General features: G+C 63.2%; 13 protein-coding genes. 4 read left to right on the forward strand and 9 right to left on the reverse strand.

What is annotated here, in order from left to right; all coding sequences use genetic code 11:
• Nucleotides 1–56: 56 nt before the first annotated feature.
• Genes QNO18_RS03890 through QNO18_RS03905 form a run of 4 tightly spaced genes read right to left on the reverse strand, consistent with a single transcriptional unit; the run spans nt 57 to nt 4331 of the window.
• Nucleotides 57–884, reverse strand: a complete 828-nt coding sequence (locus QNO18_RS03890) for an enoyl-CoA hydratase family protein (RefSeq protein WP_283176613.1) — start codon at nt 882–884, stop codon at nt 57–59.
• Nucleotides 881–1312 (reverse strand): MarR family transcriptional regulator, encoded by a 432-nt coding sequence (locus tag QNO18_RS03895; protein WP_283176614.1) that lies wholly within the window; start codon nt 1310–1312, stop codon nt 881–883. Before QNO18_RS03895 ends, QNO18_RS03890 begins: the two co-directional genes overlap by 4 nt.
• A complete protein-coding gene (locus tag QNO18_RS03900) occupies nt 1309–2049 on the reverse strand; it encodes an SDR family NAD(P)-dependent oxidoreductase (RefSeq protein WP_283176615.1) in 741 nt (246 codons plus the stop codon). Before QNO18_RS03900 ends, QNO18_RS03895 begins: the two co-directional genes overlap by 4 nt.
• Entirely contained in the window at nt 2046–4331 is a 2286-nt protein-coding gene (locus QNO18_RS03905; protein ID WP_283176616.1) for a bifunctional salicylyl-CoA 5-hydroxylase/oxidoreductase, read from the reverse strand. Before QNO18_RS03905 ends, QNO18_RS03900 begins: the two co-directional genes overlap by 4 nt.
• Before the next feature lie 105 nt (nt 4332–4436).
• Here QNO18_RS03905 and QNO18_RS03910 point away from each other — a divergent pair, with 105 nt between their 5' ends.
• Both QNO18_RS03910 and QNO18_RS03915 read left to right on the forward strand, forming a co-directional pair.
• The gene (locus QNO18_RS03910) at nt 4437–5192 is read left to right on the forward strand and encodes an enoyl-CoA hydratase-related protein (protein ID WP_283176617.1); all 756 of its coding nucleotides are present in this window, start codon (nt 4437–4439) and stop codon (nt 5190–5192) included.
• Nucleotide 5193: 1 nt separating this feature from the next.
• Nucleotides 5194–6303, forward strand: a complete 1110-nt coding sequence (locus QNO18_RS03915) for a 3-hydroxyacyl-CoA dehydrogenase NAD-binding domain-containing protein (protein ID WP_283176618.1) — start codon at nt 5194–5196, stop codon at nt 6301–6303.
• Between the two features lie 10 nt (nt 6304–6313).
• On the opposite strand, the gene QNO18_RS03920 is transcribed toward QNO18_RS03915, so the two are convergent.
• Genes QNO18_RS03920 through QNO18_RS03940 form a run of 5 tightly spaced genes read right to left on the reverse strand, consistent with a single transcriptional unit; the run spans nt 6314 to nt 12823 of the window.
• Entirely contained in the window at nt 6314–7855 is a 1542-nt protein-coding gene (locus QNO18_RS03920) for an indolepyruvate oxidoreductase subunit beta family protein (RefSeq protein ID WP_283176619.1), read from the reverse strand.
• Nucleotides 7852–9993: an indolepyruvate ferredoxin oxidoreductase subunit alpha gene (locus QNO18_RS03925; protein ID WP_283176620.1), complete on the reverse strand. Its 2142-nt coding sequence runs from the start codon at nt 9991–9993 to the stop codon at nt 7852–7854. Before QNO18_RS03925 ends, QNO18_RS03920 begins: the two co-directional genes overlap by 4 nt.
• A 3-nt stretch (nt 9994–9996) precedes the next feature.
• On the reverse strand, nt 9997–10470 hold the full coding sequence (locus tag QNO18_RS03930) for a MarR family transcriptional regulator (protein WP_283176621.1): 474 nt from the start codon (nt 10468–10470) through the stop codon (nt 9997–9999).
• Entirely contained in the window at nt 10467–12026 is a 1560-nt protein-coding gene (locus QNO18_RS03935; protein WP_283176622.1) for an NAD(P)/FAD-dependent oxidoreductase, read from the reverse strand. The genes QNO18_RS03930 and QNO18_RS03935 overlap by 4 nt, the downstream gene beginning before the upstream one ends.
• Before the next feature lie 5 nt (nt 12027–12031).
• Nucleotides 12032–12823: a cyclase family protein gene (locus tag QNO18_RS03940; protein WP_283176623.1), complete on the reverse strand. Its 792-nt coding sequence runs from the start codon at nt 12821–12823 to the stop codon at nt 12032–12034.
• 172 nt (nt 12824–12995) lie between these two features.
• Between QNO18_RS03940 and QNO18_RS03945 the strand changes: the two genes are divergently transcribed.
• Entirely contained in the window at nt 12996–14561 is a 1566-nt protein-coding gene (locus tag QNO18_RS03945) for an NAD(P)/FAD-dependent oxidoreductase (protein ID WP_283176624.1), read from the forward strand.
• An 80-nt stretch (nt 14562–14641) separates the two neighbouring features.
• Nucleotides 14642–16159 (forward strand): ABC transporter substrate-binding protein, encoded by a 1518-nt coding sequence (locus QNO18_RS03950; protein ID WP_283176625.1) that lies wholly within the window; start codon nt 14642–14644, stop codon nt 16157–16159.
• Nucleotides 16160–16189 lie beyond the last annotated feature (30 nt).

Raw genomic sequence — 16189 nt, forward strand, 5'->3', positions numbered from 1 at the left:
TATCCTGCGGGGGTCCGGGGTGCAAAACCCCCGGTCATCGGCCAAAATCCCAAAGCTCAGTCGCCCTGGAACACGGGTTTCTCTTTCGCGACAAAGGCGTGATAGGCCCGTTCAAAATCGCGGGTCTGCATGCAGATCGCCTGGGCCTGGGCCTCGGCCTCGATCGCCTGTTCCAGGCCCATATTCCATTCCTGGTTCAGCTGGATCTTGGTGATGCCATGCGCAAAGACCGGCCCCGACGCGATGCGGGTGGCGAGTTTCAGCGCCTCCGCCTCCAGCGCCTCTGCGGAATGGACCCCGTTCCAGAACCCCCAGGCCGCACCTTCCTCAGCCGACATCACCCTTCCGGTATACAAAAGCTCGGCGGCGCGGCCCTGACCGATGATCCGGGGCAGCATGGCGCAGGCGCCCATATCGCAGCCCGCAAGGCCGACCCGGGTGAACAGAAACGCGCATTTCGCCTCGGGCGTCGCCAGCCGCAGGTCTGATGCCATGGCGATGATCGCACCGGCGCCGACACAGATCCCGTCCACCGCCGAAATGATCGGCTTGCCGCAGCCGATCATCGCCTTCACGAGATCGCCGGTCATGCGGGTAAAGGCCAGCAGATCCTTCATATCCATGCCGACCAGCGGGCCGATAATATCATGCACATCGCCGCCCGAACAGAAATTGCCGCCATTCGGGGCAAAGACCACCACATCCACATCTGTCGCATAGACCAGCGCGCGGAAGGTGTCGCGCAGCTCGGCATAGCTCTCGAAGGTCAGCGGGTTCTTGCGGTCAGGGCGGTTCAGCCGCAGCGTCGCGATCCGGTCCTTTACCTCCCAGAGGAAATGCTCCGGTTTCAGCCCGGCCAGTTCGGTCCTCGTGAGATTGCTCATTTCTTCATCGCCTTCTTCAGAATTTCCGTCAGAACATCGACATCCGCATCGTCGAGCCCGGCAAAGATCTTCGCCACTTCGGCCTCATGCCCCGAGGCGAGGGCTTCGAACTGGTTCAGCCCTTCGGGCGTCAATCCGACATAGACCGTGCGGCGGTCGGTCTCGGACGGGCGGCGCGCCACCAGCCCGTCTTTCTCCAGCCGGTCCACCACGGTCGTCGCATTGCCATTCGAGACCAGCAAAAGCCGGCTCAGCTCGCTCATGGTGCAGCCCTCACGCCGCCGGTAAAGCGCCGCCATCACGTCAAACCGCGGCAGCGTCGTGTCATGCGTCAGCCGCAGGAATTCGCGCAGACCGGATTCAGAGCTGCGCGTCACCGCCAGCATCCGGATCCAGAGTTTCAGCCTGCGTTTGGAACCCTCACTCACACCTCGCCTCCTGCAATGGCCAATGCCTGACCATTGATGCCCCCGGCCCCCGCGCCGCACAACCACAGCGCGGCAGCGGTCACCTCGGCGGGCTGGATCAGGCGCAGTTGCGGATTGGTGGTGGCGAGCGCTTTGCGCGCATCCTCCGCGCTCATCCCGGTTTTTTCGACGATATTTGCAACCGAACGGTCGGTCATCTCGGTATCAAGAAACCCCGGGCAAAGCGCATTCACCGTGACGGGCTTCTTCGCCACTTCAAGTGCCAGGCTTTTGACCATGCCGACCACGCCATGTTTCGCCGCCGCATAGGGCGCAACATAGGCATAACCTTTCAGCCCGGCGGTCGAGGCGACCGCAATCAGCCGCCCCCAGCCGTCAAACTGCATGAGCGCTTCGCGGAAGGTCAGGAAGACCCCGGTAAGATTGACCGCAAGCATCGCGTTCCAGTCCGCCAGCGAGGTCTTCGCCAGCGGCGCCGAAGTCGAGGCCCCGGCATTGGCGATCACGATGTCGCAGCGCCCGGCCTCGGTGAACAGGCGTTTCACATCCGCCTCATCCGTCACATCGGCCTGCAACGCCCGCGCGCCGATGGGCCCGGCAACCGCCTCGAGCGGCGCGAGGCGCCGCCCGCAGATCACCACTTCGGCGCCTTTTGCGGCAAAGCCCCGGGCCAGGTCGGCACCAACGCCGGTGCCGCCGCCGGTGATCAGAACGCGCTTGCCGGTAAGATCGGTCATGCCCTTATCGCCTCTTGCTGGCGTTGATGCAGCCGGGTCAGTGTCACCTGGCCATGACGGTAAGGGACGGGCCATTCGGCATTGGCTTCGCCCTGGTCAATTGCGGCATGCAGCGTCCAGTTGGCATCCGCGAGATGCATCCGGCCAATCATCACCAGATCGGCGCGGCCCGCCATCAGGATGCCATTGGCCTGATCCCAGTCTGTGATATTGCCAACCGCCATGGTTGAAAGCCCGGCCTCGTTGCGGATGCGGTCGGAAAACGGCGTCTGGAACATGCGGCCATAGATCGGGCGCTCGGCCGGGTCGGTCTGCCCGGATGAGACGTCGATGATATCGGCGCCCGCCGCGCTGAACTGGCGCGCGATCTCGACCGCCTCTTCCGGGGTCACGCCGCCCTCGATCCAGTCATGCGCCGAGATCCGGACTGACATCGGCTTTTCCGCGGGCCAGACCGCCCGCATCGCGCGGAAGACTTCCAGAGGATAGCGCAGGCGGTTTTCCAGGCTGCCACCATAGTCGTCGGTGCGCCGGTTGGTGACCGGGCTGATGAAGGAGGCAAGCAGATAGCCATGGGCCGCGTGCATCTCGATCATATCGGCGCCGGCACGCTGCGCCATTTCGGCGCCTGCGACGAATTCGGCTTTCACCGCTGCCAGATCGGCCTTGTCCATCTCTTTCGGCACTGCAAGGTCAGGCTTGTAGGCGATGGGAGAGGCCGAGATCACTGGCCAGTTGCCGGTTTTCAGGGGTGCATCAATGCCGCCATCCCAGGGAACACAGGTCGAAGCCTTGCGCCCGGCATGGCCGATCTGGATGCAAAGTTTCGCCGTGGTCTCGGCTTGAATGAAATCCGCGAGCCGTTTCCAGGCCGCCTCATGTTCCGGCGCGTAAAGACCGGGGCAGCCGGGCGTGATGCGGCCAGTGGCCGAGACACAGGCCATTTCGGTATAGATCAGCGCCGCACCACCCTTGGCGCGTTCCGCGTAATGGATCAGGTGCCAGTCGGTCGGGCAGCCATCGACGGCCTTGTATTGCGCCATCGGTGACATGACGATGCGGTTCTTCAGCTGCATATCCCGCAGCTTAAAGGGCGCAAACATCGGGCGGCTGCCCTTCTGGCCCCCCGCCTGTTCCTGGAACCAGTCTTCCGCGCTGGCGAGCCATTCCGGGTCGCGCAGCCGCAGGTTTTCATGGCTGATCCGCTGCGAACGCGTCAGCAGCGAATAGGCGAACTGGGGTGAGGGCATATCGAGGTAACGCTCGACCTGTTCGAACCATTCAAGGCTGTTGCGCGCCGCTGATTGCAGGCGCAGCACCTCGACCCGGCGCTCTTCCTGATAGCGTTCAAATGCCGCCTGCATATCCGGCTCGGAATGCAGATATTCGGCCAGCGCAATCGCGGAATCAAAGGCCAGCCGCGTGCCAGAGCCGATCGAGAAATGCCCGGTCGCCGCCGCATCGCCCATCAGCACGACATTCTCATGATACCACTTGTCGCAGATCACGCGGGGGAATTGTGACCAGACCGCCGAGCCGCGCAGATGCGCCGCGTTCGAGATCAGTTCATGCCCGCCAAGGTGAGACTCGAAAATCTGGCGACAGGTCTCGACGATTTCCTCTTTTGACATCTCGGCGAAACCGAATTTCTCCCAGGTCTCGGGAAGGGTTTCGACGATGAACGTCGCGGTGTTGTTGTCGAACTGGTAGACATGCGCCCAGACCCAGCCGTGCTTTGTTTTCTCGAAGATGAAAGTAAAGGCGTCATCGAATTTCTGATGCGTGCCAAGCCAGATGAACTTGCATTTGCGCAGGTCGATATCGGGCTGGAAGACATCTTTATACTCGTTGCGCACGATGCTGTTGATGCCGTCGCAGCCGACAACCAGGTCGTAATCCTGGCGATACTCTTCAGCGGATCTGAAGATGGTCTCAAATTGCAGATTCACGCCCAGCTCACGCGCGCGGTCTTGCAACAGGATCAGCATCGCCTTGCGCCCGATCCCGGCAAAACCATGCCCGCCTGACACCGTGCGGACCCCGTCATGGACCACGGCAATATCATCCCAATAGGCGAAATCGGCACGGATCGCCTCGGTCGAGACGGGATCGTTCTTCTGCATCCGCCCCAGTGCATCATCCGACAGAACCACGCCCCAGCCGAATGTGTCATTGGCCTTGTTGCGTTCAAGCACCGTGACGTCATGGGACGGATCGCGCAGCTTCATCGAAATGGCGAAATAAAGGCCCGCCGGACCCGCCCCGAGGCAAAGGATCTTCATAGCCGGAACTCCCTGATTTGCGCCGATCCTTGCGGCTTTCAAAATAAATTTCAAGTTTAAAATTTTTCGACTTGAATATTCATGGTGAGAGGGCATTCTGCCTTCATGGAACATCTGATCGAGAGTGATGAGGGCGGCTGGACGCGGCTGATCCTGAACCGGCCTGCGGCTAAAAACGCCTTGAATACGGCGCTTCTGGCAGATCTGGCTTCGGTGCTGAACCGGCTGGCAGAGGATCCCGGTTGCCGGGCGGTGCTGCTGCACGGGGCCGGGGAGAACTTTGCTGCAGGCGCAGATCTGGCCGAGATCGAGACGAAATCCAGCGCCGAGGCCTTGCTTGATCCGCGCAAGGCGCATTGGGCGGCGATCCGCGCTTTTCCGAAACCGCTTGTCGCAGCGGTCGAGGGCTTCGCGCTTGGCGGCGGGCTGGAACTGGCGCTGATGGCCGATCTTTTGCTGGTCGGTGATACGGCGCGGCTTGGCCTGCCGGAAAGCAATCTCGGCATCATTCCAGGTGCCGGGGGCGGGCAGCGTCTCATGGCGCGGGTCGGCCCGGCGCGGGCGGCGCGGCTGGTGCTGACCGGGGAAATCATCGATGCGGATACGGCCTTCGCCTGGGGTCTGGCCTCGCATCGCATGGGCGATGCTTTGGCCGAGGGTGCCACGCTGACCGCCCGCCTCGCAGTGCGGGCGCCGCTGGCACTGGCGGCGGCAAAGGCCGCGCTGGTCGAAGGCGCCGAGGCCGCGCTTGCGCTGACCTCAGAGCGGGCCGCGTTCGAGAGGCTTCTGGACAGCCAGGACAAGGCCGAGGGCATCCGCGCCTTCCGCGAAAAGCGTAAACCCGTTTATCAGGGGAAGTGAGATGGCGACGGTTGCGGTGATTGGCCTTGGCACGATGGGGCTGGGGATTGCGCAGACCTATGCGGCAGCGGGGTTTGATGTGCTCGCGACCGATGCGCATGAGCCCGCCCGTGACAACGCGACCGAGCGCCTGGCGGGCGCGTTCGCGCCCCGGGTCGAGGCCGGCAAGCTGACCCCGGAGGCCCGCGATGCGCTTATGGCGCGGTTCCAGGTGGTGCCAGGCGTTGACGCGATGGGCGCGGCCGATCTCGCGATCGAGGCGGTGGTGGAGCGGCTTGATGTGAAAACCGCGATCTTCACCGCGCTTGAGGCAGTGATGGCGCCGGATGCGGTGCTGGCGACCAATACCTCCTCGCTTTCGGTGGCCGCTATGGCCGAGGGGCTGCGTAACCCGGGGCGCCTTTTGGGGCTGCATTTCTTCAACCCTGCGCCGGTGATGAAGCTGGTGGAACTGGTCGCGCATGATGGATCTGCGCCAGAGGCGCTGGCTCGCGCACGCAGTCTGACCGAGGCCGCCGGCAAGACCGTGATTGCCTGCCCCGACCGCCCTGGCTTCATCGTCAACCGCTGCGCGCGCCCGTTCTACGGCGAGGCCCTGGCGCTATTGGAGGAAGGCCGCGAAGCAGGCGAGATCGACGCCGCGATGCTGGCGGCGGGCTACAGGCTGGGGCCTTTTAGCCTCATTGATCTGGTCGGGGCCGATATCAACCTTGCCGCGACTGAAAGCCTGGCCACCGCCATGGCGCATAGCCCGCGTTACCATGTGTTTGACGCGCTGAAGGCCCAGGTCGCGAGCGGCAATCTGGGGCGCAAGACCGGAAAGGGCTTTCTCTTCCCTGACCGTCCCGAAACACCGCCCGCCGACGCGGCAGCGATCACGCTCAGGATCGAGGCAACGCTTGTCAATGAGGCCGCCTGGCTTCTGGCCGAAGGTGGCACCACCCGGGACGGCATCGATACGGCGCTCCGGCTCGGGCTGAATTTCCCGCGCGGCCCGTTCGGGATGCTGGAAATCCATGGACCGGCGCGCGTTCGGGAGGTGCTTGCCGGGCTGGAATATACCGCTCCGCCCGCGCTGAAGACCCGCTATCTGCCCGCGCCGGGTCTGTAACCCGAGGGGGTTACAGAAAGCTGTGAATTGTCTGGATCGCGCCGTCGAGATCCTTGCCTTCCTCATCCTTCAGCGCCGCCTCGCGCAGACGCCGCGCCCAGTCGGCAGCATCTGCGCGCCCCGAGACCAGATCAATCGCCGCCAGCACCCGGTCGAATTTCGACAGGCCCCGCGCATGGGTATCGGAATAGCCCTTGATCAGACGGCGGCAGCGGATCAGCTCCACCGCGAGCGGGTAATTGCGATCGGCCTCGGCCATCGCGCGGGTCAGCCAGGCCTCGAGATGGGCAACCTCCTGCGCGTGGCGCAGCGTGCGGCGGCGCCAGAATTTCATCCCGCCCAGCACGTAAAGCATCGCATAGCCGCGAAAACTGTCGGTACGGATGCGCCTTCCATGTCCGAACCAGCGGTTGAGCCGCGCCATGGATTTTGGATTGGCCTCGACCCTCGCCCCCCATTTCCGGGGCAACATGCCGGCGATTTCCTCGGCGCGGGGATGCATGAATTCGGTCAGCTGCATCAGCTGCTGATCCTTCGCTCCCATCTCACCCCGGATCCGCTGAAAGCGGTTGCCGCGGGTTTTCAGATCGGCGACCCGGATCACATCATCATAACACATTGCATTGGCGATATATTTCGCAGCATGGACCGACAGATCCCAGGGGGCATGGTCGCGCGCCAGCACGCCTGCCAGCCGGTCGAGATAGTCGGCGCCATAGGCGATATCCTGAAAGCCGACCACCTTGCGCAGCCCGTGTTCCGCCATTTCAGCGACCGGGGCGGGCATTGCGCTGACCCGGGTAATCAGTTTCTCCCAGGCCGCCATTAGCTTTGCCGGGCCGCGCACGGGGGTATCCGGACTGACCGGCGCGGGTTCGTTCTTGCCGATATCACCCTGCAGCGCGGCGGCATAGCCTGCGCCAAAGGCACGAATACTGGCCTCGATCCCCTTGCCGCCGGACTGGCGGATCGCCTCTTCAAACGCCGCGCGCGGGAAAGGGAGCGTGCCCGAGGCTGCCAGTGCCCCAAACAGGGTTGAGGAAATGATCGAGCCGTTTTTCACTGCCACCGCCTCGTAATCGGCGGCAAACAGGCGCCTTGCGGTCTGAATCGCGGCCTCGCGCACGGCCTCGGGGTCGGCGACACCATCGCCCGGCACCATCTTTTCCGACACCGCCAGATTGCGATGGGTCGAGGCGATCAGCGTGGTACGGTCCGGCGTGACAAAGCCGCGAATGATGGCGCGTCCGGCTTCCATCCATTCGGCGGCGATCATCACATCGACATCGCCCGCCGCCGGCATCAGCGAGAAAACCGGCTGGCCGCCTTCCATTGGCGCCATCTCGACATAGTAGATCGTGGCGCCGGTACGCTGCGACACGCCCGCGACCGAGGTCGCCTGGGCCGCAAACCCTTGCGCGCGCGCCAGATCCTCGATCCAGCCGGTCAGCACGCCGCCGCCCTGGCCACCGACCGCATAGATCGCCACTTTGATGATGGATTTCAGCTTTTCATCCGGCTGAAGCGGGGGAAGAACCTCATGCAGGCTCATACCGGGAACTCCAGCCTGCGGGCGGCGCGGCGCCGCGCAAGCCATGAGATCAGGCGGGCGCGCAGCCCGGCCCGCCATTTCTCGAACCGGGTCGGGTTATGGACCACATCGGCGCGGTAGAAACTGGGGCAGAGCACCGCCGCATCGGCCACCTCGCCGCAATTGCCGCAGCCTACACAGGTCTGGTCGATCCAGGCCACCGGATCGTCGCGCAGCGGGTCGTTGGTATGTTTCAGCCCCAGAGACGGACAGCCCGAAAGCCGCATACAGGCGTGATCGCCGGTGCAGACCGCCTCATCCACGCCAAAGCGCGGTGCCTCGACCCGGCGGCCTTCCTTGATTGCTTTGGCTTTCAAAGGCCGCTCGCGGCGCTGCTTGTTCAGCATGCATTCCGACGAGGCGACGATGACCTTGGGGCCCTTTTCCGGCGTGGTCAGGGCCTCGGTGATCGTGGCCTTGAGCTTCGGCACATCATAGGTGTGGTCGATCTGGCGCACCCATTTCACGCCGATCCCCTTCACCGCCTGCGAGATCGGGTTGTTTGTCGCCTTGGTGTCATTCGCCGCACGCGACGACATCACATCCTGGCCGCCGGTTGCCGCTGAATAATAGTTGTCGACCACCACCACGAGGCCGTCGGATTTGTTGAACACCATATTGCCGATCGAGCTGTTCAGCCCGTTATGCCAGAAGCCGCCATCGCCGATGATCGAGATCGGGCGCCGCTCGCCACCGCCGTCAAAGGCGGCATTGGCCGCCGGGCCAAGCCCGTAACCCATCGTGGCGCCGCCGACATAAAAGGGCGGCATGGAGCCGAACAGGTGGCAGCCGATATCGGCGGTGATCTGATGCTTGCCGCGTTCCTGCTGCACCATTTTCAGCGCCGCAAAGATCGGGCGCTCGGGGCAGCCGGTGCAGAACCCGGGTGGGCGCATCGGCACCACTTTGGTCAGATCGGGCAGCTGCGGCTTGTCTTCATTCGGGGCGCGCACTGTCGCGGGCAGCATCCCCGGTGCGGCGATCTTCAGAAACGCCGTCAGGCTGTCGAGCATGACCTGGCCGGTATATTCGCCCCCCATCGGCAGGATGCCCTTACCGTGGAGTTTGACCGATGACCCGGCGCGATAGAGATAGGTGGAAAGCTGTTGCTCCATAAATTCCGGATGGCCCTCTTCGACGACAAGGACATGGTCCTTGCCCTCGCAGAAGTCGAGAAATTCGGATGAGACCAGCGGATAGGCTACGTTCAGGCAATAGATCGGCACTTCGGTATTGCCGTAAAGATCGGCGAGGCCCATGCGCTGCAAGGCCCGGATCACACCATTATACATGCCACCCTGGACGATCAGCCCGGTCTTGCCGCCAGCGGGGCCGAAAAACTCATTCAGCTTGTGTTCGGTGATGTATTTCTCAGCCGCTGGCCAGCGATTGTTGATCTTGTCCTGCTCGTGAAGATAGGTGAAGGGCGGCAGCACGACGCGGGTGAAATCGGTCTGCGGGTTCTTGAGCGCGTCTTTCACCGTCAAAGCAGGGCGCCTGTTGTCGCGGCATTCAAAGGTGCCGGTGACATGGCAGGACCGGATCCGGACGATCATCATGACCGGCGTATTGGTCGCCTCGGACATGTCAAAGCCGTAATGCACCGCATTGACCATCGCCTGAAGGTTCGGGCGCGGATCCAGGAGCCACATCTGCGATTTCATCGCGAAAGCATGGCTGCGTTCCTGCATGATCGAGGACCCTTCGCCGTAATCCTCGCCCACGATGATCAGCGCGCCGCCAGTGACGCCGGAATCCGTCAGGTTCGCCAGCGCATCCGAGGCCACATTGACGCCGACCGGCCCCTTGAACGTCACCGCGCCGCGGATCGGATAATGGACCGAGGCCGCAAGCATCGCCGCCGCGCCCGCCTCATTGGCATTGGCCTCGAACCGGATGCCAAGTTCTGCCATCAGCTCTTCGGCGTCTGAAAGGACATCCATCATGTGGGAAATCGGCGCGCCCTGATAACCGCCGACATATCCGACGCCACATTCCAGAAGCGCCTTGGTCAGCGCGAGAATCCCTTCGCCGGTAAAGGTCTCGCCCGCGCCTTTGCGCAGGTGTTCGACCTCGGCTTTGAAACTGCGCTCTGCCATGGCTTAAACCTCTTGCTTGCAGATATTGGCCAGCATTTTTTGCAATGTGCCGACGAAAGCATGCCGCTCGTCATCGGAGATGCCGCGAAACATCCGCTCGGTCGCCAGCGCCATATGTGGCCAGATCCGTTCAAACGCGGCACGGCCGAGATCGGTCGAATAGATCCGCGTGGCGCGGCTGTCATTCGGGTCGGCCTCGCGCCGCACGAGACCCTCGGCCTGGAGCTGGTCGAGCGCGCGCGACAGTGTCGATTGTTCGGTCACGGCGAGTTCCGCCAGCTCGCGGATCAGCGGGCCGTCCAGCACCGAAAGCACGCCAAGCGCGCGCATCTTGGCGGTGGTCAGGCCCATATCGGCCATCTCGCTGCGCAGAATGCCGTTATACTGGCCCATGAGCCGGTTCATCAGATAGGGCGGGAAAGACGACAGCCCGATCTGGCCAAGGCGCTGCGCGGGGGCAGGGGGTTCACTGCTCATGCGCCCAGCCTCTTTGCGGCATTATAGCCCGAGCCGCCGCCCAGCCCCGGCCCCGGATGGGTCGAGGCTCCGATATGGATCAGGCCGCGCACCGGGCCGGTGCCATTAGTGGCATTGTAAAACGGCCGCCAGATGAAGAACTGATCCACCGCGCAGGAACCGCCATAGGGGTCGCCGCCGACAAGGTTAACGTTCATCCGTTCCAGATCTTTCGGGCTATAGGCGCGCCGCGCCAGCACGAGCCTGTCGAAATCCTTGATATGGCTGGCGAGAATGGCCTGAAGGCGGTCGGCAAAGGCCTCGCGCGCCTCATCCCAGTCGCGGGCCTGGATCTCGCCCGCCGCATCGCCTTTAATCACGGTTGGCGCATCGGGGATCTGCAACCAGAGCACTGCTTTCCCCTCGGGGCAGCGCGAAGGGTCCAGTCGCGAGGGCTGGCCGACGCAGATCGTCGGCCTGGCCGGAAAGAGGCCGCGTTCCGCTTCGTTCGAGGCTTTCGACACTGCATCGACGCTGTCCGCCAGATGGATCAGCGCCACCTGATCCAGCCCCGGTGTCTTCCATTCCGGCACCCCGTCCAGCGCGAAATGCAGCTGGAAATCGCCGCGCCCATGGCGGAAGCGTTTCAGCGCGGCCTTCTCTTCGGGCAGGTTCACGTCTTTGAGCAAACGGTTGTAAAGCTGCCCCGGTGCTACCGAGGCCAGCACCGATTTCGCCGGGATCGTGCTGCCGTCTTGCAGACGTACGCCGGTCACCCGGCCCTTTTCCACGGTGATTTCATCAACATCGGCATTGCAGCGCACCTCGCCGCCATTGGCTTCGATCAGCGAGACGAAAGCCTTCGCCGCCTGTCCCGCGCCGCCTTTCGAGATGGGCGCGCCAGCGGCCTCGAGCGCGAAGGCTATGACGCGACCCATGGCGCCGGAATAGGCATTCTCGACCGTCAGTCCGCAATGCAGCGCCCAGGGCGCAAACAGCGCGCGGGTGTCCTCGGATCTGAAAGTCGTCTCCAGCCAGCCGCGCATCGGGTCAAGCTGCTGGCCCATCCAGCCCGCGAGGCCCCGAAGCCCGCGTTTGCGGGTCTCTTTCAGCAGCACTTTCAGCGTGGCCCAGGACCAGAGTGGCTGACCCAGGATCGCGAACATGAAGGGCGCATCGGCCGCGAGCCGGTCGACCTCGGCGGCAAAGGCATCGCCGTCTCCGGGTGCGGCCGCGTTCAGCGCCGCCACATTCTCTGCGCGATTGGTCGAGAGCACCAGCGCCCGCCCGTCCGGGCGCAGCACCGCCGTCGGATGCGGCGTGTGGCAATAGTCGAACCCGTGTTTCGCCAGATGCGGCCCGAGCGCCGCCCCGGCCGGGCCGGTCATGAACAGAACGAATGTGGCCGCCATCGGATCATGCAGGAAACCGGGATGCAGCTCGGTCGTGCGGAGGCAACCGCCCGCGACCTCTTCGCGTTCCAGCACCAGGACCTTGCGGCCCTTCAGCGCCAGCAGACTGGCAGCAACCAGCCCGTTGATCCCGGATCCTATAATGATGTGATCGACAGCGGCCATAGGGGTCAGCCTCCCGGTATCAGCGCCAGCGCGCGGATCGGCGAGCCGGTGCCCTGCTTGATTTTCAAAGGTGCGGCAATCAGGATCGCGCCCTTCGCCGGCAACTTGTCGAGATTGACCAGCGAGGCAAGGCCAAAGCGGTTATTGGCATGGAGCAGATTATGCGCCGGATAGGGCGGCGTCATGCCACCGGCAGAGCCCGCATCGGTGCCGATACACTGGCTGCCCCAGCCGACAATGCCCTTATCGATCAGATATTGCACCACTTCGGCGGTCGGGCCGGGGGTATGGGGGCCGGTCTCATTGGCGTTCAGGAACAGCGCCTCGTCATGGTTATACTGATCCCAGTCCGAGCGCAGGACGACCCACTCGCCTGCCCGGATCGCGCCATGTTCGGCCTCCCAGGCTTTCACATGGTCGATGGTCAGCAGGAAATCCGGGTCGGCCGCGCAGTCGGCGCTGAAATCCAGCACATTGACCGGCGCGATCAGGCGCTGGACGTCGATTGTGTCGGTATAGCCTTCGGGATTTTCGCGACCGGTGATCCAGTGATGCGGCACGTCGAAATGGGTGCCGGAATGCTCGCCGAGCTCCAGCCAGTTCCAGGCCCAGAACGGGCCATTCTCGTCATATTCGCTGATCTTGTGGATCTTAACCGGCGGCGTGTCTTTCGCGAATTCCGGCGGAAGTTTCAGAAGCGGCGTTTCCGGCCCGAGCGTTGCGGTCAGGTCAACCACCCTGACCCCGCCCGAAGCCAGTAAATCCGCAAGCTGTATCAGCGCATTGGCTGCGGTCATATCCGTTCTCCCTGTCTGACCATGCGGTCTTTGATTGGTGTCCGGCGCGCCACCTGTTTGGTTCCAGGACCATTCCGGCGCGGCGTAACGCTTTTCTCAGCGCCTGTGAGAATCACGCTAGACAGAAATAAATGCGTTTGCAAATATATCTTAAAACGCAGGGATCAGAAAAATGTCCGACAGCTATGATGCGATCCTGATCGGGGCGGGGCATAACGCCCTTGCCTGTGCCTTGCACCTGGCGGCAAAGGGTTGGAAAGTCGGGCTTTTCGAACAGGCCTCTGCCCCGGGTGGCGCGGTGAAGACCGGCGACTATACCCTGCCGGGCTATCGCCATGACTGGGCGGCGATGAACCTCAATCTCTTCGCCGGATCGGCGTTTTATAAGGAGTATGGGCAGGAACTGGCGCGACATGGCTGCACCTTTCTGCCGGTGTCAAAGCCCTTTGCCTCGGCCTTTCCGGATGGGAGCTGGCTGGGCGTGACCACGGACCGCGCCGAAACCCTCGCGCGGATCAAAGCCGAGGATCCCGCAGATGCCGAGGCCTGGGCAGAGCTGATCGAGAGCTTTCCGCAAACGGCCGAAGCGATTGGCGGCATCCTTTCAATGCCGATGAAATTCAATGCTATTACATGTTTCATGTTTAAAATGCTGCACCGCAACAAAATCGGCGGCAGTCTGGATATCGCGCAATTCATGGCGCAGACGCCGCGCCGCTTTCTGACAAAGACCTTCCGCTCGCCAAAGATGCAGGCGCTTTTGGGGGCCTGGGGGCTGCATCTCGATTACGCGCCCGATGTCGCGGGTGGCGGTATTTTTCCCTATCTCGAGGGAATGGTTGCACAAAACTTCGGGATGATGCTGGGGCAGGGCGGTGCGGATACCATCATCAGGGCGATGGTTGCGGCGATTGAGGCAAGGGGCGGGCGCATCGAATGCGGCGCCAGCGTCAGCCGTATCCTGCATGAAAACGGCAAGGCCAGCGGCATTGAACTGGCCGATGGGCGCCGCATTGCAGCGAGAAAAGCGGTGATCGCGGGGGTCGCGCCGCAGGCTCTGCTGCGGCTGACCGGCCCGACCGCACCTCGTTTCGACAAGGCGATGACTGACTACGCTTATGCGCCGGGCACGATGATGATCCATCTTGCGATGGACAGCCTGCCCGACTGGGCCGCGGGAGAGGAGCTGAAGCGTTTCGCCTATATCCATCTCGCGCCGAGCCTCGATCAGCAGGCGCGGGTCTATCAGCAGGCCCAGGCCGGGCTTTTGCCTGATGAGCCGATCCTGGTGGTCGGCCAGCCGACCGGCCAGGACCCGTCGCGCGCGCCGGAGGGCAAGCACATCCTTTGGGTGCAGGTGCGGATGGTGCCGGGCGAGATCAAAGGCGATGCGGCGGGCCAGATCACGGCCCGCAGCTGGGAGGAGGCCACCGCCCCGATGGCGGAACGTGCGCTGGATATTCTGGAACGCTACGCGCCGGGCACGCGGGCGAAGATCCTCGGGAAGCGTGTTGTCTCGCCCCTGGATCTGGAAGCGGAGAACCCGAATCTGGTCGGAGGCGATCAGGTTTGTGGCAGCCACCATATGTCGCAAAACTTCATGTTCCGCCCGGCGCGGGGCCATTCCGATGGCTCGACGCCGTTGAAAAACCTGCATCTGACCGGCGCGGCAGTCTGGCCCGGGGCCGGCACCGGCGCGGGGCCCGGCTATCTGCTGGCGAGGAGACTGGCAAAGTAACGACTGTCCCGCGCGGCAAACCGGCATCAGACCGGCGCGCGATCACTGACCCATCCACATAAAAACGACAGGGAAACAACATGAAACTCAACCGCAGAGCCTTGCTGCAACTGTCAGCGGCCAGTGTCACACTCGGCGCCTTCAGCCTGCCCGCGCTGGCGCAGATCGACGAGCTGGTGATCGCCTATAACGTCACGCTGCCCAGCTGGGACCCGACCACCGGCCCGAGTGCGGTGAACCCGACAATCCAGGGCATTTACCAGTCGGTGTTCGACCAGTTCATCCTGCAACAGCCCGATCTGAAACCGGCGCCGGGGCTTTTGACCGAATGGGGCTGGAACGAGGATTACAGCCAGATCTGGATGGTGGTGCGCGAGGGCGTCAAATGGCATGACGGCTCGGATTTCACCGCCGAGGATGTGGCCTGGAGCCTTGCACGGGTGGCGGACCCCGCCACTGGCAGCCCGATTCAGTTCGTCTGGGGCACGCTGGAGAACCACCGGGTCGAGGGCAATCGCGTCATTGCCGATGTGAAGCAATTCGACCCCACGATTTTCAAATGGATGTATTTCCTGACCGGCTATGTGCTGCCGAAAGCCTATTATGAAAAGGTCGGCGCCGAGGGCTTTGAGGCGGCGCCAATCGGCACCGGCCCCTATATGGTCGAGAAATTCGAGCGTAATGCCTTTGTGCGGCTGAAGGCGAATGAGGCCTATTGGGGCGGCGCGCCCGAGTTCAAAACGGTGACGATCAAATTCGTGACCGATGCGGCGGCGCGGGTGGCGGAAATCGAATCCGGCAACAGCCATGTCACGCTGGAAATGCCCTATGAGGAATATGACCGCCTTAAAGGTTCTATGAACGGCGTGGCGACGCCCATCTCGGATATCGGGATGATTTTCCTCAATGATATCGATGTGATGCTGGACCCGAATGTCCGCAAGGCCGCCGTCCATGCGATTGACAAACAGGCGATCATCGACCGGCTTCTGTCGGGGTATGGCGTGAAGATCGACACGCTGGAGACGCCGGAATATGAGGCTTATGATCCGTCGATCACGGTGGATTACAGCCCGGAAAAGGCGGTCGAATTGCTGGCGGCCTCGGGCTATTCGACCGACAATCCGGTCAAGTTCAAGATCCAGACCACGCGGGGTTTCAAGCCTAAGGATTATGAGATGATCCAGGCGATTGTGGGTCTGTGGCGGCGCGTGGGGATCGAGGCCGAGATCGAGGTCTATGAGATCGCCAAACATTACGAGCTGCGCGCGGCCGATCAGCTGGCGCCGGCGGCGTTCTACAACTGGGGGAACTCGGTCGGCGACCCGACCACGGGGACCGGGTTCGCGATGTACGGGCCGAGCCCGCATTCGGTCTGGGACGGGCAGGATCTGATCGACATGATCGACCCGCTCTGGGGCGAGAAGGACGAGGCGAAGCGGATCGCGGGCTGGAAGGCGGTGGACCGGTTCATCGCGGAGGAGGCGCTGGTGATCCCGCTGTTGCAATATGTGCAGCCCATCCTCTCGGCCAAGGGTGTGGTGGTCACGCCGCATGCTTCGGGCGCGCTGTTGCCGCATCTGATGACGCGCGGCTGAGTGTGGAAGCGCCGGGGGCTTCGCGCCCCC

Origin of the sequence: Gemmobacter sp. 24YEA27 (genome assembly GCF_030052995.1) — a bacterium.
Classification (GTDB): domain Bacteria; phylum Pseudomonadota; class Alphaproteobacteria; order Rhodobacterales; family Rhodobacteraceae; genus Pseudogemmobacter.